The sequence below is a fragment of the Nonomuraea sp. NEAU-A123 genome, from assembly GCF_018603905.1.
In the GTDB taxonomy this organism is placed as follows: Bacteria; Actinomycetota; Actinomycetes; order Streptosporangiales; family Streptosporangiaceae; genus Nonomuraea.
Genome location: NZ_JAHFZZ010000003.1, coordinates 183,707 through 204,369 on the forward strand (window position 1 = coordinate 183,707; position 20,663 = coordinate 204,369).

Here is a 20,663-nt window from a genome sequence, read left to right on the forward strand (position 1 = left end):
GACGTTCTCATGCACGGATTGCGACACCTTCAGTTCCTTCTGCAAACCGACTCGGCGGCACGGTCGGCTCTCTGCGGCAAATGGCCAGACCATCTAGCGGTCTTCCGGCCAGCGCTCGCAGGTATGTACGACCATGAACATGGAGAGGAGCCGATAACGCTCCCAGAAGGACAAAGAGCGCAATAGTCCAACACTCGAACGACAAAGGCGTAAAAGTGGCAGAAGAAACACCCGACCAGATACATGTGCAGCAGCGTGCCGCTAAAGTCCTCGAAAAGCTTCTAGCTCGCACCATAAACGAAAAGTTGCCAGTCATTAGCTGGACCATCGCCAGTAGCGCATCTCAAGCCGCGCTTACAGGGCACTGCGATGCGGGGGATGCCGAGCAACGGCGCAGCAATTTCGAGGCATGGCGCGAGGCTCTTACAGCCAATGCCCTCTCCAGCGAGAACGCGACTAGGTTGCATGCAACCGTGACGGACAATTATGCGGACCTAGATATCGCTCTTATCGCAGAGATATAGTGCGGGATCATATCTGGGCAAACCAAAGAGACTCCGTCTCAGACGGAGTCTCTTTTGTGTTTCTTGCCAGGGACAGGCCCGCTAACGCAGAACTCCTGCATCCTTCAAACGACGCCTAATCGTTTCTCGATCACGTCCCAGCGATCGACCAATAGCACCAATTGACTCCCCGGCTGTATACCGCGCTACCAATTCATTCTCACTCACCCCGAGGTCCACAGGACGATTCTCGGATCCTGCCGGACGTATCTCGATTCCCATGTCGTCCAATCGGCGCTTAATCACTCCCCAGCCGAATCCCAGCGATCGGCTAATAGCACTGACTGACTCCCCCGCCTCATAGCGTTTTGCTAGTTCTTCATCCGATACACCAAGGTTCAGACGTTTTGAAGCGCCCCGCGAGCGCAGCTCTATTTCCGCCTTCTTCAGTCGGCGCTTTATCGTCGTTAAATTCAGATTCAGCGATCGGCCGAGGTCGGCCATTGACTCACCGGCTTTGTAGCGCTTTATGAGTTCCTCATCGGTGATGCCTAGATCAATTAATTTCGGAGCCGCAGGGCGTATCTCAACTCCCGCGCTGTACAGTTTTTCCGAGATGCCTGCTGTAGTCATGTTAAACGACACGCTCAAGGCCCGTATCGTTTCGCCATCTTCATAGCGCCTAACCAGTTCGGCGGTAACCGGATTGCTCGTCCCGTTTGAAGACATGCGTTTAAGCTCTGCGGCCCTTATCCGCTTAATTATAGTTTGCTTGGTCATGCCGATCGACTCAGCGATGGCGTCAATGGATTCGCCTGACCGGAACCGTGCGGCAAGTTCATTATTGTCGAGGTTCTTAGTAATTTGATCCTTGGCGCGAAACCTGCGCCGCTCATCCTCCGATACCCGAATGATTCCAGCCGCTCTCATTTTTCTACCCAGCGTCGATTCGGCGATACCCAGTAATGCCGCAAGGTCATGTGCCCTCTCGCCGTCACAGTACCGCTGAGCTAGCTCTGCGTAGGTCATGCTGTGCCCCACCACTACCGCATTTTCCCTGACTTCAAGGCGCGGCGCTCCCTTCTTTGCGCGCTGAATCCCGTAACCCCTCGGACGCATCTGGATTCCCCAATCCGTGGCGATCCTATAGAGCGACGTGGGTGAAATACCAAGTGACGCGGCGATACCCCTAATCGATTCGCCGGCATAGTACCGTTTTGCTAATTCGCGCTTCCCAACACCGGCTTCTTCCAATCTGTCTTCTGCCTTCATTTCTGGGTCTCCTTCTGGGATGCAGCCTTGAGAAGCTGAAAAGCGCGCTGCTTGGACATCCCCAATTTTTGTGCGAGACCTTCCAACGACAAGTTCTCAGCCTCGCGGATTTGAGCCGCGACCTTTGCGCGTGTCAGCGCGACATCATCCGCTATGTCGCGTAGCCCAGTTGCTAACTGAGTAACGCTGTCGAACGCTTCTTGAAGGTCAGACGCGCTTTCTAGTTCCGACTTAGCCCTGTCACATATCTGCTGGATCGCAGCAATGACGCTGCCAGATGGAGGCCCTTGTAGGATGTCGTTTCCTTCACTCATAAGAGCCGTCCCCATCCATCCGATCTGGCGCTTTGATTCCAAAGTCTTTCAGAAACTCGGCTAGCAACTCATCGGCACGTTCTTTGGCTTTTTCCACGGACGGGAACTCCTTCGTCTCGCCCACGAGTCCGTTTTTTCCGGGAAGACGTGGATAGAGAATGAAGCGAACGCGTGCCGCAATCGAAAAAGCCCTTATTCTGCCGACCATCCCGTATTCGATATCGTGGAATACAGGCGACCGCTCCCACTTAATCCGTGGCGCGACTATTTGAGAAGCTCGGCTGGATGGCATATTCCTAGTCACCGCTTTCTCCCTACCCCAGCAAGAAAGTCGATTTTCTCGGCGTCGATTTCGACGAACGGGTCGCATGGATCTGACCGCCATAGTGGCGCCCGGACCAATCCTGGCTCGACCAATTCGAGTTCTGCGTTCGTGAAGAAGCGTGCTATATCCTCCTCTGAACGGAGCACTGCTGGGGCCGAAGCGCCCTTATAGGCTTGTACGGCGGCGACCGTTCTCGGTGCCTCTAGCACATGACTTAGTACAAGGAAGCTGCCGGATACTGTCGCATCCATGAACGCCTTCACGATCCCATAAGGGTCTTCTGAAGGTTTTATGAAGTGCAAGGACGCCACCATCAACACACCGATTGGACGTTCAAAGTCCAGCAGGGTTGCGGCATCTTCACAGACTTTCTTCCAGTCGCGTAGATCGCGCTCCAACATTTGTGTTCGATCATCGGTAGTGAGCAGCGCGCGGCCATGAGCTACGACGACCGGGTCATAATCCACGTACATGGTGAGCGCGTCGGGGTTAGCCTTCTGCGCAACCTCATGTACATTGCCTTGGCTGGGAAAGCCGGTACCCAGGTCGAGGAACTGCGCGATCTTTTCTTTGCGCGCTAGATGATCCACTGAACGCCCGAGAAATCGACGGTTAGCGAGCGCGCACGCCTTTGCCTCAGGATTCAGTTTGAGCGCTCGCCAGCACGCCTGTACATCGGCCGCATAGTTGTCTTTCCCGCCCAGGTACCAGTCGTACATTCGCGCCACGTTTGGCACATTGGGATTTACGATTCTGTCGGTCGGTGGCTGGTTTTTGCCTGTGGAGACGGTCGGGCTCATATCGACCTCCATGGAGTCATGCGCGTCTGATCTCGCTTCTTGCTTGGAGGCCCAGCGTTGGAGATCGCTGCGCCAGACGTTCCATGTCGGGTTGCGCTCTAGCGCTCACCGGGGCCGGCGCTGTAGGCCAGTCCATTCGGATCGCTCACCCAGGGGTGCCCATACCTGCGACTGTACCCCTATAGGTATGTTCTCCTCCAGTAGTTGTACACACTCTTTCAAGTGGGAGTAGCGCTCCCCTTGGGCATGAGTGCGCTTACTTACTGTGCGAGGGTGCTCGATCGTGAGGGGCCTGTGCTCCTATATGTGCAGATAGCGGAGCAGCTCAGGGCGCGCATCGCCTCCGGTGAGCTGCTGCCCGGTTCTCCCTTGCCCTCTGAGGTCGATCTAGTGGCGACATACGGCGTTACCAGGCAGACCATTCGGCGCGCTCTCGCCCTCCTCAAGGAAGAGGGAGCGATCTATTCGTCTCAGGGACGCGGCACCTTCGTCGGACCGGAGGATGCACCCCAAGCGCCGCACAGGATCCCCGTCTATCAGCAGATCGCGAACGAACTCATCGAGCAGATCAAGACAGGCGAGTACATCCCAAACCGTCTCATCCCCAGTGAGAAGACGCTCAGCCAGCGCTTTGACCGGGCTGCAGGCACCATCCGCCAAGCACTCGCGTACATGCGTGAGTTGGGGTGGGTAATCACCGTTCCCCAGAAGGGCACCTATGTTGCGAGGGTCGAGGACTGGCCCGAGCGTTGAGCGGCTCCACCGTCACAGGTGTAGCTCTACAGGGATCTAACTATCGCCGCGCAGTCGAGTGGTTACCCATAGTCCGCGCCGTACGGTGAGGAAAACCCCCTGTTTAGGAGGATGTATGACCCCCGGCTGCGGAAATTGCGACTGCTTCGTCATGGAGACGGGCACCCTGTTGGTTCACCAGGGCGACAACATCTAGGGGCACAGATTGGGGGAGCCAGCACGCGCCGACTCCCCCGATCTGACTCGCCATCGCTGGCGGGGACGTCTGGCCAGTCACGTCATGCAGGTCTGAGAGGCAACACTCTCTAGAAAATATCTTCCTATTCTTGCAGGTCAGCGGGCTAGGAGAAACTTACTAGAGGCAGAGTGGTGTTGGTCACGTTGTAGATCGGCTCGTACCACAGCGGCTGTACGGCGCAGATCGACGCGTTGTGCAGGATGACCCCGCCACCGCGCCGCCGCATGCCGGGCACGAGCCCACGCGCCAGCCGGACCGCCGCCATGACGTGCAGGTCCCAGTACGCCTGCCATTTCTCGTCCGGGGCCTCGAGTATGGTCTCGTTGGACCCGGCTCCGGCGTTGTTGATCAGGATGTCCGCGCCCCCGAAGCCCTCCTCCGCCGCCTCGGTCAGCGCCGTGGTGCCTTCCACTGTCGCCACGTCACACGCGACGGGCAGCACCCGTACACCATGAGCTTCGACGATGCCGCGTGCCTCCTCCTCCAGGCGGTCGGCGGCGCGGGCCGCGAGCACGAGATGCGCGCCCTCGGCGGCGAGCCCCCGCGCCACGGCCAGGCCGATCCCGGAGCTGCCGCCGGTGATGACGGCGACCTTGTCCCTCAACCCGAGTTCCACGAATCCTCCCGCGCTGTCCGCACATGCCCCCTCCATCATCGGGCACCATGGATCTTTCTCCCGGCGCGACACAGGAGGGGTTCGGCATGGCGGAGAGCGATACGCCACAAACGCGGCGGGTCGCCGCGTACGGCGTGTGCATACAGAACGGTCAGATCCTGCTGGCGCGGTGGATCTCCGCCGATGGCGCGGAGTGGGGATGGACCATGCCCGGCGGCGGATTGGAGCACGGCGAGGACCCTCTTGACGCGATGGTGCGAGAGGTGCGGGAGGAGACCGGCTATGAGGTGATCGCCGAGCGGCTCCTGGGGATCGATTCGCGGCGGCGTTCGCTGCCCGGGCCAGCGGGCCGCATCGACTTCCACGCGGTGCGGATCGTCTACGCGGCACGGATCGTCAGCGGTGAGCTGCGTCACGAGGTCGGCGGGACGACGGATCAGGCCGCCTGGTTCGATCTGGACGCGGTGCCGAGCCTGCCCAGGGTCGACCTGATCGACGCCGCCCTGGAACTCCACCGCGACGCTCCCCCGACGGGACGCATCGCCCAGGTATAGGCCGCTTCACCTACTTGGCCGGGCCGTCCCGGTGCTCCCACTCGCGCGTCTCCGGATTCCAGCGGAGCGCGCCGCGCGGGCCGCTGAGATCGACGTCGCGCAGCGCGGCCAGCGCCTCGTCCGTCGCGTCGGTACGCATGTGCAGGCGCAGGTGGGAGTGGGGATCGCTGACCACGATCAACGTACTCTCGGCGGGTTCGCCACCCTTGGCGAGCCTGCGCGCGAGCTTGCGCAGCTTGCCGCGGACCCCGTCGTAGGTGTCCTCGGCCATGCGGCCGATCAGCGACTCCACGAACGGGACCAGCGCGGACGCCGTCACGACAGTGGCGACGACCGTCAGCCACTCCGCCGCTTCGGGGACAGTCGGTCTGGCCCGCAGGATCCTGTCCCGCATCGCGGCCGCCTCGCCGGAATCACCGTGGCGTTCGAGGAACGCCGCGAGCCGCTCGCTGTCCCCCTTCTCCGCCAGCATCGACCGGGCTTCGGCCACGCGACCCCGCCGCTCGAGGAAGTCGACCAGTGCCCAGGCGGATCCGGACTCACGGTAGAGCCGCTCCGCGCCCGCCAGGTCGCCGTCGCGCTCCTGCCGCTCGGCGTAATGCACCGCCGCCGAGCCAGAGCCGAGATCGTACGCGTCCCGCATCCAGCGATCGGCCGCCTCCCGCAGGCCCTCCTCCGCCAGCGAGTCGGCGAGCTGGCAGACCTCGCCGCCCGGGTCATCGGACCGCAGGCACACCTCCAACGCTTCGTCGTCGGCGCCGCGCATCGCCAGCAGGAGGGCGAGCCTCGGACTCAGCGACCAGTCAAACCCGCGTTCAGTAGCGCGGCGCAGCCAGACCTCCGCCTCGGGTCGCCGCCCCTGCTCGTCGTAGAGGTGCGCGAGCAGCGAGAACGCGACACGGTCCCCCGCCTCGGCGGCACGCAGGTAGAGCTGCTCCTGTTCGGCCGGATCCTGGCGGCCACGCCACGCGCCGAGCCTGCGCATGGCGTGGGTCGAACCCGCCGCCACCGCCCGCCGCACCCACGTGTCACCCTCCTGGGCCCGCGGCCCGTGCCGCCACGCGAGCCACAGGCCGATCATCGCCTCCGGGTCGCCGGCTTCGGCTTGTGCGTGCAACGTCTCCTGGTCGGCTGACTCCATAGATCCATCATGGTGGGAAACCGCCTGGGCGGGTGGGCCATGCGCGATCATGGCTTGACAGTCCAGCCGAAAGGATCACGACATGCGGCGGACATTATGCAAGGCCGCCCTGGTCGGGGCCACGATCGGCGTGTCATCGAATCTCGTCGGGGACTATTGGCCGTCCGGGTCAGGAGCCGATGACCTCGGCGGAGTCGTGGTGATGGGCGTGGTGATGGCGTTCTCACCTTTCCCGCTCGGATTACTGCTCGGCTGGGCGACCAGACTGCGGCCAATATCCGGCGGACCACGGACGCCACCCCGAAGGCCGCGTGCGCGAATCCGATTCCGAACTGGGGCTGGAAGCCGGTCACGCCATGCAGGGAGATATCACCCGGCGTCTGGAGGACACGCCTGGAGAACGAGTCCACCCTCCTGTTCGCCAGGCATGGTGACGCCCTGGTGCAAGTGGCCGCCAATGACATACCCGAGGCGGCCTTGCTCGCCATACTGCCGACGTTCCGCCCCATCGCAGCGGAGGAGCTGGCCGCACTCGGGTAGGGCCATCAGTCGGCCACGAGGCGTGCCCTCTGGCCTTCGTGCTCGCGCTGCCGCCGGATGACGTACGTACCCGGCGTACAGCCCGATGCCCCATGTTCGGGATGCAGCAGGTAGGCGACGGCGGAGGTCTCGAAGATGCCGATCGCCAGCCCGTCGGAGTCCGACACGTTGGTCGTCCACCGGCAGGTATCGGGGTCGGCGACGAGCGTGTGCGGGTTGCCGCCGGCCGCGCCGCGCAGCAGTTCGACCCCCTCGGGGGGCACGTCCGTCCATGTGGCGTCGGTCCATGGTTGCACGGACGACGCGACGACGGAGAGCGGGATGACGATGAGGTCGCCCTGGGCTTGGAGCCCGTCGACGACAGGGATGCTCGCCTCCTTCTCGAGGTGGTCGAGCACGGCGAGTCCGGTCTGCTGGGAGAGCGAAGCGAGAGTCACAGTCATGAAGATCACCTCAGGTTCGGCGTACGAGAAGGGAGTACTGCTCGGCGGACAGCCCGTAGGTCCAGCCGGCGGCGTCGACGGGGTCGTTGAGGAAGCCCGGCACGGTCAGCCCGTACTGGCGGCGGCGCCCGTCGCGTTCGACGGAACCGTTGACCGCGAGGAGCACCCGGGTCTCCTTGCGCATGTCATAGAGCCGCAGTTCCGAGCCGGGGTTGCCGGGGTCCGGCGCGGCGGCGACCAGCCGCAGCCCGGCCCGGTCGATGTAGGAGGTCCAGCCGATGCGCTCGATCGCGCACCGTCTGACCTCGACGTTGGCCTCCCGCGCGATCCGCTGGAGGTTCGGATCGGTGATCACCCAGGAGGGCACCTGCGTGCCGTGCCAGGCGTGCACGTCCCACCCGTCCGCGTACCGGATGGCGGGGCCGTCCGCGCAGTGCAGCCGCACTTCGCCGGCGTCGCCCCACACCTCCGTGTGCACGGCGACGGGCCGCTCGGAGACGACGCACACGCCTTCACGAGGCCACCACCAGCCGCCCGACCGGGCCACTGCCGCCCACAGATCGAGCTGCCGGGTCTGCTCGGGGGTGAAGACCACCCCGGCCGCCCGACGGAGAGCGTCGTAGTGGGCGACCCAGGAAACGCACTGCACCGCGTACCAGGCGGTCCGCGCGTTGTGCGGCGAGTCGTGCGCCGCACGAACCGGCACGAGAAGCGAGCCATCGGTGGACAGCGAGAGCGAGCTGCGAACCTCCCGGCGGATCAGCCGGTCCATCGGCTGATGTACCCATCTGACCTGGGCGTCGAGTTCGCGGCACAGCTCCCTCACCAGGGCGGAGAGCCGAGGCGGCAGCGGCCATTCGGCCATCCGCCGGGTGGCCTCCGAAGGCCGTAGACGCGCACCGGGCGGGACGGTCGCCAGGGCCGCGACCGGTGACGCGACCCAGTGGAAACGCGGCGGAGCGAGCCCGATCAGGCGATAAAGCTCGGAGATTGCGGCCTCGGTGGCCGGACGGTCGGCGGGCAGCGTCGACAACGCCCGGCCCAGCCATTCTTCGCGGATTTCGGCAGCTTCCCGCTGCACGAGAGCGCTCACCAGATGAAGGTGGCGTCGTCCTTTCCTACGATCATGGAGGAAATGGTGACAGATCTGAGTGGAATCTGTCTACACCACTTCCTCCGCTTGCCCAGTCGGCTGGGCAAGCGGATGGCGGTGCTTACGGGTTGTCGACGCCGATCCAGTTGACGTACCACCCGTTGGTCTCCGCGTCGGCGACGGTGAGCGGGGGCAGGGTGCTCTCGCTCCAACGGATATAGACCCGGAATCCGGTCGCGGTGGGGCGGTAAACGGTGCTGGTGCCCGTCAGCTCGAAATGGTGATCCGTGCCGCCGACGGAGACCGTGTAGACGGGAGTGCCCGTGAAGCCCGCGGACGTGGTGTCCACGTCGATGTAGAGGCCGGGCACGTTGTTCTCGTAGAGCTGCCAGCCCATTCCCGGCGCCGTGCTCCCGGAAGCGATTCGCTGAGTCGTCTCCGAAAGTGCCTGCTTGACGACCGGGCGAGCGTCGGCATGCGCGCTCACCCCTGTCGTCAGGGCGGCGCCGAAGGCCAGGGCGGCGGCGAGGGTCGTGAACCTCACGATGGACATGCGTTCTCCTTAGGTCAACGTCCTCAGCGGCTATGACCTCGGAGAGACACTGTCCGCAAAGGGCGGTCAGCGCCTGTCATGGCATGTGAGGATCAAGTGATCATCACCGATGGTAATCGCCACGAAGCGATACTCCCCGGTACGCCACTCTCGCGGAAATAGGACCATGAGCTGGTGATTCGCCCGTTCGAGCGACCCGTCATAACTCGGCGTGACTTCGGGGATCCGGAGTTCTCACCAGGCGAGGAAGAGTGCCTCGGGAGAGCGGTGGATGAGGGTGGGGACCATGGTCACGTCAGTGCGGGCCAGGCGCAGGCCGGGGAGGTCGCGGATCAGGATTTCCAGGGTTATCCGCACCTGCTCCTTGGCGATCTGCGAGCCCGGGCAGCCGTGCGGGCCATGCCCGAAGGACAGGTGGCGGAAGGCCTGCCGGCTGATGTCGAACTCGTCCGGGCGCAGGTCGGCGTCCGCGTCGCGGCCGGCCGAGCCGAAGGAGATGAAGACCACGTCGTCCGCGTGCAGCTCGGTCTCGCCCAGTGTCACGTCGGTGGTGACCGTACGCCGGAAGCCCTGGATCGGCGCCTCGAACCGGGCCGCCTCCTCGATGGCCGCGGGGATGAGCCGCGGCTGCTCGCACAGCAGTGCCCACTGGCGGCGGTCGCGTAGCAGGTTCAGCATGACCGTGCCGAGCAGCGCGGTCGTGGTCAGGTGGCCGGCCAGCAGCAGGTTCTGGACGTTGGACACGATCTCCCTGCGCTGGTCGAGCGTGAGGTCCTCGGATCCGGGCGCCAGGCCGCGGACCATCTCGGTGAACAGGTCGTCACGCGGAGCCCTCCTGCGCGCGCGGACATAGCCGTCGAGCAGGTGCTGCAGGGTCACGATCTCTCTCGCGGCCTCGACCTGCCCGGCCTCCGTCAGCTCGGTGAACACCAGGCTCTCCGCCTGCTGCGCGCCCCGGATCGCGCCGGGGACGTCGGCGGGGTCCAGGCCGATCAGGTGGCCGATCACGTCGGCGGGCAGCGGTCTGGCGTACGCGTCCATCCACTCGACCTGGCCATCGCTGGCGAAGGAGCCGATGAGCGCTTCGGCCCGTTCGGTGACGAACGGGAGCACGGCGGCGACCCTGGCCGGGGACAGTCCTCTGGTGAGAGGCCGGCGCAGGCGCCGGTGCGCGTCACCATCGGCGCCGAGCACCGCCTGCATTCCGCCGAATCCCTTGACCAATTCCGAGAGCGCGGCCTTGCCCGGCAGATAGTCGGGCCGCAGCGCACCCGCCGAGGAGAACTGCTCGGGCTTGCTCAGCACCTCGCGTACGTCTTCGCGTCTGCTCACCAGCCAGGCGTCCAGCTCGGGTACGAAGGTAAGCCCACGAGTCCGGCGAGCCTCGGCATAAAGGGGGTACGGGTCGCGGTAAAAGGCCTGTGGGGTCACGTGCCTATGGTCGCCGGTGAGATCTCTGCCGGACAAGCTTTGACATAGGGGCAGGTGGTCATGAAGTGGGTCTCTTGGGCAACGTGAATCCGAGCGCGAAGGCGAGGACCGCGAAGCCGGCGCTGACCCCCATGGCGTAGGTGGCGCTGTGGGCGAAGGCGAGGGCGGCGGCATCGGGACCGGGAGTGGTGAAGTCGAGGGTTCCGAACAGGACGCTTCCGGTCACCGCGATGCCGACAGCGCTACCGATCCGCTGGACGGTGCCGATGACTCCGCTCGCGGCTCCCGCTTCGGCCCGACCCACGGTCGCGACGATGAAGTCGGCATTGGGCGCGATGAACAGTCCGCTGCCGACGCCTCCGAGGAACAGCGGGACGGTCAGGTACCACCCGTGGAGGCTGGTGGGAACGACGGCCACCAGGACGAGCCAGATGGCGATGATGCCGACGGCGACGAGTCCGAGGCCGATGAGGAGCACGGTACGGCCGAATCGGCGTGCGAGCTGGTCGCTCTGGGCGGCGCCGATGATGCTCCCGATGGCGAAAGGCAGCACGACGAGGCCCGACTGCAGCGCGGTCGCGCCGAGTCCGGCCTGCCAGAGCAGGGCGACGCTGAAGAAGATGCTGGTGAACGCGGCGAAGTAGACGAAGGCCAGGACGACCCCGCCGGTGAAGGAGGCATGGGCGAACAGGTGCGGCGGGACGAGAGGCCTCCCGCCGAGGCGGGCGACACGGCGCTCCCAGAACGCGAACCCGACGATCAGCGCGACACCGCCGGCCATCGAGAGATAGGTCCATTCGGGCCATCCCTGGTCCTGGCCTTGGATGAGCGGCACCAGCAGGGCGACAAGGCCGCCGGCGATGAGCACGAGTCCGATCCAGTCGCTCCCCGTGTCCCGGGCTCCCTCGGCCCGTGAGGGCAGCAGCCAGCAGGCGGCGGCGACGGCGAGGACACCGATCGGAAGATTGACCCCGAACACCCATCGCCACCCGTCATGGGCTCCGAACGCCTCGATGATGAGGCCGCCGGTGAGAGGGCCGAGAGCGGTGGAGAACCCGATCGTCGCCCCCATGATCGCGAATGCCTTGCCGCGCAGCCGCCCCGGGAACATCAGCTGGATGAGGGCTGTGACGGGCGTGAAGAAGATGCCTCCGGCAAGACCCTGGACGACGCGGACAGCGATGAGCTGCACGTCATTCTGCGCCAGTCCGCAGGCCAGACTCGCGACGGTGAACAGGGCCAGCCCTACGATAAAGACCCATTTGTGGCCGTACCGATCACCGACCCGGCCTGCGGGGATGAGCGCCAGACCGTACGCGAGCGCATAACCGGAGATCACCCACGACAACGTGGATTCCGACGCGCCGAGGCTGGTGCGGATCGTCGGGATCGCGACGTTGACGATGGTGGTGTCCAGGAGCGCCATGAACACGCCCGCCAAGAGGATCGCCAACGCGAACCAGGTGGCGCGGGAAACGGTCGCCGGGAGCGTAGGCGGCGCACTCTGCTGATTCATGATGTCCCTTTCCGGGCCTTCTCATCGGCGATCACCTCAGGAAGGAGAGAGGCCAGCTCCTGATGCCACGCGATCTCCGCCCGCAACCGGTAGGACCCGTGCTTCATCGCCAGCTTTTCGGCAAGTGTCAGATAGGAGGCGATCGCCTGAGCGTGCGCGTCATGGTCGGCGAGCTTCGCCTCGAGAGAGCCGATCCGCGCCGCGATCACGATGGGCAGATCATCCAGGCGATCCGGATCGAGCCGGGTCATGGCCAGGTCGAACGGGTCAGGCTTGACCACGATCTCGCGCAACGCGTTCAGCCGAAGGGTCGAGAGGGTCTTCGAACCGTCCTGGGTGATCCCCCAGACCTGACGCTGCGGGTATGCCCCCTGCCGCTCGACCCGTAGCTCCTCGATCAATCCCTCAGCCGCGAGGCGCTTGATCGCGCCGTACAGACCGCCCACGGTGATGTCCGTCCACAGATCGATGTGCTCCTCCTCGGCAAGCAGGCGCAACTGGTGTCCGTGCATGGGGCCGCGTTCGGCCAACGCCCCGAGAATGAAGATCCGAATGGAAGACACAAGACTACTCTTGCATGAGTAGTACGGCGTCGGCAAATCCCCGCGATCTCGCGGACCGGATGGCCGGCCTCCTGCGCCATACGCAGCCGGTCAGCGCCGAGCCCGAGCAGCATCTCGAACTCGTAGCGCCCGTCATCGCTGTCGCGGCCAGGACAGGAAGGCAGCAACCATGACGGTCTGCGCCACCTGCGATCCGGCCGCTTCTTCCTGTTCTCTCTCCTTTTACTCCCGGCCACGGTCGGCGCTTCTCGGCGCGACCAAATGGCGTCGGGTATGTCGTCAACTAAAAGAGCGGACAACCATCTCCGTCATTCACGGATTTCGCGTTCTCTTGAGCAGTCCCAATGGGGAAGTGATTAAGGATGAGCGCGGCGCCGTCGATCTGATAGGCGAGGCAAGCGGCTGGCCCAGCGCCCCGGCGCCTGACGCTCCGCTCACTCCATGTTGGTGTGCCTGTCGCGCATCGCCTCGCGGGTGGCGCCGGTCAGCGTCCTCAGCTTCAGCACCATCACCTCGAACAGCACGAACAGCGCGCCCTCATAGACCGAACCCATCGGCAGGACAGAGGTCTGCCTTTCGCCCTGGTCGCTGGCCATGGTCTGCGCCGGGATCACGAGCGCGAAGTCGGCGAGCTCCGCCGCGCCGCTCTCAGGTTCGGCCGTCAGCAGGAGATTCGTCGCGCCCGCCGCCTTCGCCGTTCGCATCAGCGCCAGCACCGTGGAGGTCTCGCCGGGGCCGGAGGTGACGAGGAAGACGTCGCCGGGCCCCAGCGCCGGCATGGTCATGTCGCCGACCACCGCGACCGGCAGGCCGAGATGGAACAGGCGCATCGCGAACCCTTTGATCTGCAACGCCTCCCGGCCGCAGCCATAGACGCCGATCTTTCTCGCCTCGCCGATCATCCGGCAGGCCGCGTCGATCGGCCTTTCGTCCAGCTTCGCGAGCACGGCGCCGAGCTCGTCGAGCGCGGTGCGAAAGAGATTGTCGCTCATGACTGCTTCACCACCAGGTCCCTCTGGCCACAATACGACTATTTACCGAAAAATACGGATGAGCTGGCGCCCCTAGGAAGCTAGCTATCTCCGCAGAATTCTGCCAAGCAGCTCAGAATCAGGAATAGTTCTCTTTGTACGTTGCGACGCGTCGTTGGGGAGGGACGATGGCGAAGGCTTCACCGTACAAAGACAACGGGCGATGGGCCGCCGCGGTCGTACAAGCCGGGCCGGGTTCTCCTGCACCAGGGCGAGGTCAGCAAGCCATGTCTACATCCTCACCTCGGCCCTGCTGGGCACCCCCGCCTGCGTCAAGGTGAGCGCCCGCCTCGCGAACGGCACGGAGAGCCTGCTGGGCATCCGTGTTTCCGGTGACGCCGTCGGAGAGCTCGCGGTCCTGCGCGGCTCCGCGCGTAGCGCCACAGTGACAACATGCTCACCGACAGACGCTTACGTCATCCCGCGTAAGGAGTTCCCAGATCGACGACGCGGACGACAAGATCGCCGCGGCCGAGGACCCGGCCCGGCGCGAGTGCAACGGGCAGACGAGCCGCTGCGCTGCACGCGACCGGCCTGGTCATTCAGGCGCGCCGCGGGGGATCCGCTTGCCGAGGTTGATGAAGAAGAGGATCAAGCCCACGGTCAGCACGATGTGCCCCAGTCCGGCGATGCCGGAGATCGCCGCACTGGTCTCGGCGCCCAGGACCGTCTGGGTGCCGTGGATGATCATCATGAGCACGGTCAACCCGAGACCCGCGTTGTACACCCAGAAGGACCAGTTGAAGAGCCTGCTGGCCGACAAGGTGAACAGCTTCTCCAACGCCAGCACGACAAGGTAGAAGAGCATTCCGAGCGCGAGCAGATGCGTGTGCACCACGCCGAGCTGGCTGTCGCCCGTGAAGTCGTTGAGCTTGGTGAGCTCGCGATAGTACAGACCGCTGACCACGCCGAGGATCATGTAGGTGTGTGCCGCGTAATAGAGCTTTTTCACGATTGAAAACCTTTGTGGGAGGCGAACGTCCGGCGGCGCGTCAGGACCTGGCGTCGTTCCAGGTCGTGCTGTTGAGGAAGTAGGTGTCATAGAGCTCCTGCACGTCAAGCAGGCTCTCGGGCGGCACCTTGCCGTAGGCGATGCGCTCCAGGTGGCGGAAGTACTCGAACCGTTCGACGCCCGGGGTGATCACGATGAGGATGTCGGCGTCCTCCCCCGGCGCGGCGGCGAAGGCGTGTGCGAGACCGGGCGGCACCACCACGAGGTCGCCGCGCTCGGCGGTGACGACCTGCTCGCCGGACAGCAGTTGGGCGGTGCCGTCCAGCACGTAGAACAGCTCGGCGGAGGCGGCGTGGTGGTGCGGTTTGGCGCCGTCCGCGCCGTTCGCGAGCGTGACCCGCTGGGTCGAGAGCGCGCCGCCGGTCGAGCTGCTGTCAGCCAGCAGCCGGATGGTGGTGGGGGCCTGGCCGATCACTTCGGCCTCCGCGGAGCGGACGATGACGGACTTGTCGAAGTCCGGCACGATCAGCGACATCTCAGTGACTCCTTTGGAACGGTTTCTCAGGTTCAGACGAGGAACAGCAGGACTGCGCTGATGAGGACGGCCACGGCCGTGGCGAAGTGGATGCCGAACGCCACCGCCTTGGTGCCGCCGTTGCGCAGGACGATGACGGCGTCGGAGAGGGGGATGAGGGCGACCACCAGCATGAACCAGGCCTCGGCGCGGGCACCCACGAAGAAGAGCAGGGCCAGACCGAGGATGCCGTAGACGAAGTCGCGCTGACCCTTGATGGTCAGGTAGGCGGTGTCCCCGTCTTTCTTGGCGGGAACGCCGTAGCCGGCGGCGGCTGCCTGCGGCACCAGCAGGAACCGCAGGCCGATGAAGAGAACGAACAGGTCAAGCAGGACGGCGAATCCATAAGCAATGGGGGTGAGCACGATTGACTCCAATATCTAGCGCCGCTAGGTGCAAGAGTGACGCTAACATAGCCGCGACAGAAGCGCTAGCGGCGCTAGAGTTGCGGTCATGTCGATCAGTTGCGCCGGGAGAGGGGCTCCTTCGGTCAGGCCCTCAGCATCGAATGCGCTCTCCCTCGGGAACAACGACAGATCTGACAACGCACTATCAACCTCGACTTAACAATCCGGACCAGCCGCACGTTCCGGCTCATGCCCTTCGATCGCCAAGCGGAGCTGTGCTCTCTCCGGCGGTCGCCGTGGCGTACGACAACGGCGCTGGTCAGCGGTCGGCCGCCGACAAGGGGAAGACGGTGCGACTACGTTAAGAGTTGACCATGAGGACCAGACGACCCAGGAGACCCCCATGACCGACACCTCGGGCCAGGAACTCTTAGCCAAGATCGACACCACGAGGCCGCATTCAGCGCGAGTGTGGAACTACCTCCTCGGAGGCAAAGATTTCTACCCCGTCGACCGCGAGGCCGCCGACCAGTACAAAAAGACCTTCCCCGGGATCGTCGACATCGCCCGCACCGACCGAGCCTTCCTCGGCCGGGCCGTACGCTTCCTGACCGGCGAAGGCATCCGCCAGTTCCTGGACATCGGTACCGGCCTGCCCACGATGGACAACACCCACGAGGTCGCCCAGCGGGTCGCCCCAGAGTGCCGCATCGTCTACGTCGACAACGATCCGCTGGTCCTGCTGCACGCCGAGGCGTTGCTGAAAAGCTCCGACGAGGGGGTCTGCGACTACATCGACGCCGACCTACGCGACCCCGACAAGATCTTGGAACGGGCCGCACAGACGCTGAACTTCGACGAGCCAGTCGCGATCATGCTGCTGGGCATCTTGCATCTCGTCCCGGACTTCGCCCAGGTGCACCAGTGCGTGATGCGTCTGCTGGACGCCGTACCCCCGGGCAGCTACCTGGCCCTCACCCACGCCACCCTCGATTTCGACGGCGAGACGACCGCCCAGGCCGAGGCCCAGCAGGAATGGAACAAGAAAGCCGATCCGATGACCCCCCGTACCCGCGCCGACATCAGCCGCTTCTTCGACGGCCTGCAGATGGTAGAACCCGGCCTGGTCACGATGTCACGGTGGCGGGTCGAGGCCACCCCCTGGGGCGAACCCGCCGAAGTGGCCGGCTTCTGTGGAGTCGGCCGAAAGCCCTGAAGCCGAGCTAGCTGGTCAGCTGGTTGAAGGTCGTCAAGGAATGTCAAGCAAGCAGGCTGGCCCCGGCTGCCGCGCCGGCGAAGGGGCCACTTATGATCACCGACCCGGTGACCACCCGCAACAAGGCTGCGCCGCGGACAGGTAAATCGGTATCGCTGAGGTCTGTAGCGCGCGAAGGGCATCGCATCGAAAGCATGACCGTATCGGTTTAGTCACCGCGCGTGGTTTCTTGGCGAACCGGAGCCGGGGGTAGAACGGTCAGAAGTTGCACGATCCCATGCGGCCGGGAATTCCCATTCTGGGCATTTTCGCTGGTCAGAAGTTTCCGAGACGAGTCGGCCGGACCACACGTGGGAAGTTTCCCGGAGCCCAGCGTCAGGCTCGGCGCTGGGCAAGGAAGAGGCGGCGAGAGATCACTTGGAATATGGTGTCTGAGCCAGCCGCCGTGGCAGGATTATCGACGGTCAGACCGGGGCAATTTGCCGATTTGGGAGCACATATGCCAACTGCTCGCGGTATGGGCGACTTAACGCAAATCTCCGACGGGGATTTGCGTCAGTCCGGGCCGACAGCGTTACGGATGTTGGTTGGCGCGCACCTGCGTCAGCTGCGCGAGTCAAGGAAGATCACTCGCGAAGCCGCGGGATATGTCATCCGGAGTTCACATTCCAAGATCAGCCGCTTGGAGTGCGGGCGGACCAGTTTCAAGCTGCGTGATGTGGCTGACCTGCTCACCCTGTACGGCGTGGACGAGACCGAACGCCAAACCGTGCTCATCATGGCCAAGCAGGCCAACGCGCCCGGCTGGTGGCAGGACTATCGAGACGTACTCCCTGACTGGTTCGACGCATACCTTGGGCTGGAGCAGGACGCAGCCGTCATTCGCACCTACGAGGTCCAGTACATCCCGGGCCTGCTGCAGACCGAGGACTACGCCCGCGCGGTCATCGCGGATGGCCACGAGAACGCCTCTGCCGAGCAGATCGAGCGCCGGGTCGCGGTGCGGATGCGCCGCCAGCGAATCCTGCTGCCACCCACGTCGCGCAAGCTTTGGGTGGTGATGGATGAGGCGGCGCTGCGCCGTCAGGTCGGCAGCAGCGCGACGATGCGCGCCCAGATCGAACATCTCCGTGAGATGGCCGTGTTGCGTCACGTCACCATTCAGGTTCTTCCCTTCAGCTCTGGCAGCCGCGTCGGAGGTATCGGCCCCGTCACCATCCTTCGCTTCGCCCAGGCAGAGCTGGATGATGTGGTCTATCTTGAACAACTCGCCAGCGCGCAATATCTGAGCAAGGAATCCGACGTTCGCCCGTACCGGCATCTGCTGAACCAGCTAGGTGTCCACGCGCAGTCCGCGGCCAAGTCCCGGACGATTCTCCGCCAGATCATCAGCACGTTGTAGCTCGCTGTTCTGGCCACCGTGGCTCGACTCGGCGCCGCCGGGCCGCCGGTGGCGAGCACGTCACCGAGCGGGGTGAGAGCGCCGGCGATGTCCGGCACGCCCGCTGCGGCCACCAGGGTGACAAACCAGTCATTGTGGCTGACGATGCCGTTGAGCACGGTATCCGCCGGGATCTTGCCCGGCCACCGCACAGCGCCGGGGATGCGGTAGGCGCCCTCCCAGTTCGAGTTCTTCTCGTTGCGGAACGGTGTCATGGCGCCGTCGGGCCAGGTGTTCATGTGCGGGCCGTTGTCGGGCGGCGGATGAAGTCGATCGCCGCGTCACGGAACTCCTCGTCGCAGGTCTCCATCCGCTTCTTGGTGAGCGGCCCGGTGTCCTCGATGCGCTGGGTGCCGTCTTCGTCGGCCCACGAGCGGATCACCCCTCGCGGCCCGAACCGCTCCCTGAACCCGGGAACTCCTCCTCCGTCGGATAGTCGGGCAGCTCGGGCTCCTCCTCGGCGCCGGGTCCTCGGCGCGCAGCCCGATCTCGGCGCCGGGCATGCCCACCTTGGTCAGGCCCGTCCGGTAGGGGTTCTGACCGGTGATGAACGCGGCCCTGCCCGCCGTACAGCTCTGCTCGCCATAGAGCGGCACCACGTTCACAGCCCGAATCCGACGCGCAAAGCTCATGATCACGTCGTGTGGACCGGGCTCAGGGGAAGCAGCTCGCGGAGGGTCGCTCAGCCGGTAGACGTGGCGATCTGTACGCCGTGGCTGTCGTTGTCGGAGAGGAACGACGCCAGCTCCTGCCCCTGCTCGGCCACGGCGGTGCGGTCGGCTCGCGAGAGGAGGCGCAGTGGAGAGACCAGCACGGTGCCCGCCTCGACGCTCCAGGTCGCGGAGACCCGGCCGTCGACCAGGACAACCCGTGCGCCGGCGACCGACAGGCCGCGGTGGGCGTCGTCGATGATCCGGCCGCGGTCGTGGTACCCGAGGAGCGCGTTGTCGAACGCCGGCAAGAACCGCACCGGAGCCGGTGTGTCGGGGTCGGGGCGCGGCGCGTCGGGCAGGTCCAGCAGTTCCCGGCCTCGCTCGTCGCGGAAGGTGACCAGCTCCTCGCGTATCGCGGCCACCGCGGCCGGCAGTCCGGCGAGACCGCACCAGGCGCGCAGGTCGGCTGAGGCGGCGGGGCCGAACGCGGCCAGATAGCGCCGTACCAGCTCTTCACCGACCGGATCGGAGCCGTCCGGGGCCGGCGGGTCGATCTCGCGCCCCAGCCAGGAGGAGAGCAGGACGTTGCGTACTCCCGCCCTCGTACGCCATAACCCGCGCGGCGGTAGCTGCGCCATCGGGACGAGGGCGGCGATCAGCATTTCACCCAGTGCCCGCGGTCCCGGCGCCGGCCAGCGTTCAGCCAGCGCCCGCGCGAGCTCGGTCATCGAGCGGGGCTCCTCGTCGGCCATCACCGCCCGGCCCGCCGCCGCGAGCTCGTCGAGATCCACCCCGTCGAGCTCGCGGCGGTAGGTCCCGAGTACCCGTTGGCGCAGCATGGTGTCGTGGCGGGCCCGCCAGGCCAGGACGTCGCCGGCGGCGAGGAGGTGGACGGTGCGGCGCATGAGGTGGGTTCGTACCACGTTCCGCCGGATCAGCAGGTCCGAGAGCACCGCCGGATCGAACGCGCGCAGCCGCGACCAGAGCCCGACGTACGGTTCCTGTGGTTCCTGCGCTTGCAGGCCGCACAGGTGCCCGACGGCGTCGAGAACCGGCATGTCGGCGTGATCGAGCAGCAACTGCCGGGCGAGTGTCGCGCGGTTGAGCGCCCGGGTGTCGAGAACGGTCATCGGTTCAGGTTGATTTCTGCCCGTCGAGCGTCTCGCGCAGGATGTCGGCGTGCCCGGCGTGCTGGGAGGTCTCGGCGATGACGTGCATCAGCACCCGGCGTACGCTGCGCACCGCTCCCGGCTCGTGCCAGGGCGCCTCCGGCAGCGGATGCGTCGCCGACAGGTCGGGGACGGCGGCGACGATCTCCTCAGTGCGCGCGGCGACCTGCTCGTATCGCTCGAGGATCCCGGCCGGCGTCTCGTCGGGCAGCATCTGGAAGTCGTTCTGGTGGTCGATCGCCCACTGCGGGATCTCGCGTGCGGTACCGCCTGCGAAGTCGGCCCAGGTGACACCGTCGGGCAGGTCGTAGCGCATCGCCGACGGGCCTTCGACCACGAAGCGCAGCCACGCCTCCTCCATGGACGCGACATGCTTGACGAGCCCGCCCAGGCACAGTGCGCTGACCGTCGGGCGCTCCCCGAGCTGCTCGTCGCTGAGCCCGCGGATGGTGTTGGTCAGGGCGGATCGCGCGGCCGCGATCTGGGCGAGCAGTTCGACTCGCTCGGCGTCGAGCGTTGAGGGGGATGTGGGGGTAGCGGTCACGGCGTTCGGGCCCTTCGAGTTGTCGTCGTTGACTGGCATGCGACAACAATCTCAGGGGAAGCGGACAGGTAGTGGCCTCTT

General features: G+C 65.2%; 25 protein-coding genes and 2 pseudogenes. 7 read left to right on the forward strand and 20 right to left on the reverse strand.

From position 1 onward, the window contains the following. Nucleotides 1-215: 215 nt before the first annotated feature. On the forward strand, nt 216-524 hold the full coding sequence (locus KLK06_RS09025) for a hypothetical protein (RefSeq protein WP_214634898.1): 309 nt from the start codon (nt 216-218) through the stop codon (nt 522-524). A gap of 81 nt (nt 525-605) precedes the next feature. Here KLK06_RS09025 and KLK06_RS09030 read toward each other — a convergent pair whose 3' ends face one another. The 4 genes from KLK06_RS09030 to KLK06_RS09045 are packed head-to-tail and all read right to left on the reverse strand — an operon-like array spanning nt 606 to nt 3,214. Continuing rightward, nucleotides 606-1,775 carry a helix-turn-helix domain-containing protein gene (locus tag KLK06_RS09030; protein WP_214634899.1) on the reverse strand — a complete coding sequence of 390 codons (1,170 nt, stop codon included), beginning with the start codon at nt 1,773-1,775 and terminating at the stop codon, nt 606-608. Then, nucleotides 1,772-2,089 carry a hypothetical protein gene (locus KLK06_RS09035; RefSeq protein ID WP_214634900.1) on the reverse strand — a complete coding sequence of 106 codons (318 nt, stop codon included), beginning with the start codon at nt 2,087-2,089 and terminating at the stop codon, nt 1,772-1,774. Before KLK06_RS09035 ends, KLK06_RS09030 begins: the two co-directional genes overlap by 4 nt. After that, complete coding sequence (locus tag KLK06_RS09040; RefSeq protein ID WP_214634901.1) at nt 2,082-2,393, reverse strand: hypothetical protein; 312 nt, start codon at nt 2,391-2,393, stop codon at nt 2,082-2,084. Before KLK06_RS09040 ends, KLK06_RS09035 begins: the two co-directional genes overlap by 8 nt. Continuing rightward, nucleotides 2,390-3,214: an SAM-dependent methyltransferase gene (locus KLK06_RS09045; RefSeq protein ID WP_214634902.1), complete on the reverse strand. Its 825-nt coding sequence runs from the start codon at nt 3,212-3,214 to the stop codon at nt 2,390-2,392. Before KLK06_RS09045 ends, KLK06_RS09040 begins: the two co-directional genes overlap by 4 nt. 273 nt (nt 3,215-3,487) lie before the next feature. On the opposite strand from KLK06_RS09045, the gene KLK06_RS09050 reads away from it, so the two are divergent. Beyond that, nucleotides 3,488-3,967 (forward strand): GntR family transcriptional regulator, encoded by a 480-nt coding sequence (locus tag KLK06_RS09050; protein WP_214634903.1) that lies wholly within the window; start codon nt 3,488-3,490, stop codon nt 3,965-3,967. Nucleotides 3,968-4,308: 341 nt separating this feature from the next. Here KLK06_RS09050 and KLK06_RS09055 read toward each other — a convergent pair whose 3' ends face one another. Further along, a complete protein-coding gene (locus tag KLK06_RS09055; protein ID WP_214634904.1) occupies nt 4,309-4,821 on the reverse strand; it encodes an SDR family NAD(P)-dependent oxidoreductase in 513 nt (170 codons plus the stop codon). Nucleotides 4,822-4,868: 47 nt separating this feature from the next. Here KLK06_RS09055 and KLK06_RS09060 point away from each other — a divergent pair, with 47 nt between their 5' ends. Beyond that, a complete protein-coding gene (locus tag KLK06_RS09060) occupies nt 4,869-5,375 on the forward strand; it encodes an NUDIX hydrolase (RefSeq protein ID WP_250905152.1) in 507 nt (168 codons plus the stop codon). A gap of 10 nt (nt 5,376-5,385) precedes the next feature. Here the strand turns inward: KLK06_RS09060 and KLK06_RS09065 are convergent, their stop codons facing one another. The 7 genes from KLK06_RS09065 to KLK06_RS09095 form a co-directional block, all read right to left on the reverse strand. Further along, on the reverse strand, nt 5,386-6,516 hold the full coding sequence (locus tag KLK06_RS09065) for a lipopolysaccharide assembly protein LapB (RefSeq protein WP_214634905.1): 1,131 nt from the start codon (nt 6,514-6,516) through the stop codon (nt 5,386-5,388). A gap of 545 nt (nt 6,517-7,061) precedes the next feature. Then, nucleotides 7,062-7,499: a hypothetical protein gene (locus KLK06_RS09070; RefSeq protein WP_214634906.1), complete on the reverse strand. Its 438-nt coding sequence runs from the start codon at nt 7,497-7,499 to the stop codon at nt 7,062-7,064. Nucleotides 7,500-7,509: 10 nt separating this feature from the next. After that, nucleotides 7,510-8,592, reverse strand: coding sequence for a DUF6745 domain-containing protein (locus KLK06_RS09075; RefSeq protein WP_214634907.1), 1,083 nt, complete (start codon nt 8,590-8,592; stop codon nt 7,510-7,512). Between the two features lie 121 nt (nt 8,593-8,713). Further along, nucleotides 8,714-9,145, reverse strand: coding sequence for a hypothetical protein (locus tag KLK06_RS09080; RefSeq protein WP_214634908.1), 432 nt, complete (start codon nt 9,143-9,145; stop codon nt 8,714-8,716). Between the two features lie 234 nt (nt 9,146-9,379). Further along, nucleotides 9,380-10,576, reverse strand: a complete 1,197-nt coding sequence (locus tag KLK06_RS62255; protein ID WP_308168171.1) for a cytochrome P450 — start codon at nt 10,574-10,576, stop codon at nt 9,380-9,382. A 58-nt stretch (nt 10,577-10,634) separates the two neighbouring features. Continuing rightward, the gene (locus KLK06_RS09090) at nt 10,635-12,092 is read right to left on the reverse strand and encodes an MFS transporter (RefSeq protein WP_250905153.1); all 1,458 of its coding nucleotides are present in this window, start codon (nt 12,090-12,092) and stop codon (nt 10,635-10,637) included. Beyond that, entirely contained in the window at nt 12,089-12,622 is a 534-nt protein-coding gene (locus KLK06_RS09095) for a PadR family transcriptional regulator (protein WP_214634912.1), read from the reverse strand. The genes KLK06_RS09090 and KLK06_RS09095 overlap by 4 nt, the downstream gene beginning before the upstream one ends. Before the next feature lie 47 nt (nt 12,623-12,669). Here KLK06_RS09095 and KLK06_RS09100 point away from each other — a divergent pair, with 47 nt between their 5' ends. Beyond that, a complete protein-coding gene (locus KLK06_RS09100; protein WP_214634913.1) occupies nt 12,670-12,828 on the forward strand; it encodes a hypothetical protein in 159 nt (52 codons plus the stop codon). 261 nt (nt 12,829-13,089) lie between these two features. Here the strand turns inward: KLK06_RS09100 and KLK06_RS09105 are convergent, their stop codons facing one another. Then, nucleotides 13,090-13,647 (reverse strand): SIS domain-containing protein, encoded by a 558-nt coding sequence (locus tag KLK06_RS09105; RefSeq protein WP_214634914.1) that lies wholly within the window; start codon nt 13,645-13,647, stop codon nt 13,090-13,092. A 202-nt stretch (nt 13,648-13,849) separates the two neighbouring features. On the opposite strand from KLK06_RS09105, the pseudogene KLK06_RS09110 reads away from it, so the two are divergent. Beyond that, a pseudogene (locus KLK06_RS09110) lies at nt 13,850-14,110 on the forward strand (cyclic nucleotide-binding domain-containing protein); the annotation flags it as partial. A gap of 114 nt (nt 14,111-14,224) precedes the next feature. Here KLK06_RS09110 and KLK06_RS09115 read toward each other — a convergent pair. From KLK06_RS09115 to KLK06_RS09125, 3 genes are read right to left on the reverse strand one after another with little or no spacing between them, the layout of a single operon-like run. Beyond that, nucleotides 14,225-14,638: a DUF2871 domain-containing protein gene (locus KLK06_RS09115; RefSeq protein ID WP_214634915.1), complete on the reverse strand. Its 414-nt coding sequence runs from the start codon at nt 14,636-14,638 to the stop codon at nt 14,225-14,227. A 40-nt stretch (nt 14,639-14,678) separates the two neighbouring features. Then, nucleotides 14,679-15,173, reverse strand: coding sequence for a cupin domain-containing protein (locus KLK06_RS09120; protein ID WP_214634916.1), 495 nt, complete (start codon nt 15,171-15,173; stop codon nt 14,679-14,681). 32 nt (nt 15,174-15,205) lie between these two features. After that, on the reverse strand, nt 15,206-15,577 hold the full coding sequence (locus KLK06_RS09125; protein WP_214634917.1) for a DUF4267 domain-containing protein: 372 nt from the start codon (nt 15,575-15,577) through the stop codon (nt 15,206-15,208). A 385-nt stretch (nt 15,578-15,962) separates the two neighbouring features. On the opposite strand from KLK06_RS09125, the gene KLK06_RS09130 reads away from it, so the two are divergent. Both KLK06_RS09130 and KLK06_RS09135 read left to right on the forward strand, forming a co-directional pair. Next, complete coding sequence (locus tag KLK06_RS09130) at nt 15,963-16,775, forward strand: SAM-dependent methyltransferase (protein WP_214634918.1); 813 nt, start codon at nt 15,963-15,965, stop codon at nt 16,773-16,775. 517 nt (nt 16,776-17,292) lie between these two features. Further along, nucleotides 17,293-18,177 carry a helix-turn-helix transcriptional regulator gene (locus tag KLK06_RS09135; RefSeq protein ID WP_214634919.1) on the forward strand — a complete coding sequence of 295 codons (885 nt, stop codon included), beginning with the start codon at nt 17,293-17,295 and terminating at the stop codon, nt 18,175-18,177. Between the two features lie 155 nt (nt 18,178-18,332). On the opposite strand, the pseudogene KLK06_RS62985 reads toward KLK06_RS09135, so the two are convergent. The 4 genes and pseudogenes from KLK06_RS62985 to KLK06_RS09150 all read right to left on the reverse strand — a co-directional run. Then, nucleotides 18,333-18,455, reverse strand: a pseudogene (locus KLK06_RS62985) (hypothetical protein); the annotation flags it as partial. Further along, nucleotides 18,452-18,598, reverse strand: coding sequence for a hypothetical protein (locus KLK06_RS09140; RefSeq protein WP_214634920.1), 147 nt, complete (start codon nt 18,596-18,598; stop codon nt 18,452-18,454). The gene KLK06_RS09140 and the pseudogene KLK06_RS62985, both read right to left, overlap by 4 nt. Before the next feature lie 300 nt (nt 18,599-18,898). Next, nucleotides 18,899-19,999 carry a winged helix DNA-binding domain-containing protein gene (locus KLK06_RS09145; RefSeq protein WP_214634921.1) on the reverse strand — a complete coding sequence of 367 codons (1,101 nt, stop codon included), beginning with the start codon at nt 19,997-19,999 and terminating at the stop codon, nt 18,899-18,901. A 4-nt stretch (nt 20,000-20,003) separates the two neighbouring features. Continuing rightward, nucleotides 20,004-20,621, reverse strand: coding sequence for a DinB family protein (locus KLK06_RS09150; RefSeq protein ID WP_214634922.1), 618 nt, complete (start codon nt 20,619-20,621; stop codon nt 20,004-20,006). Nucleotides 20,622-20,663: the final 42 nt, after the last annotated feature.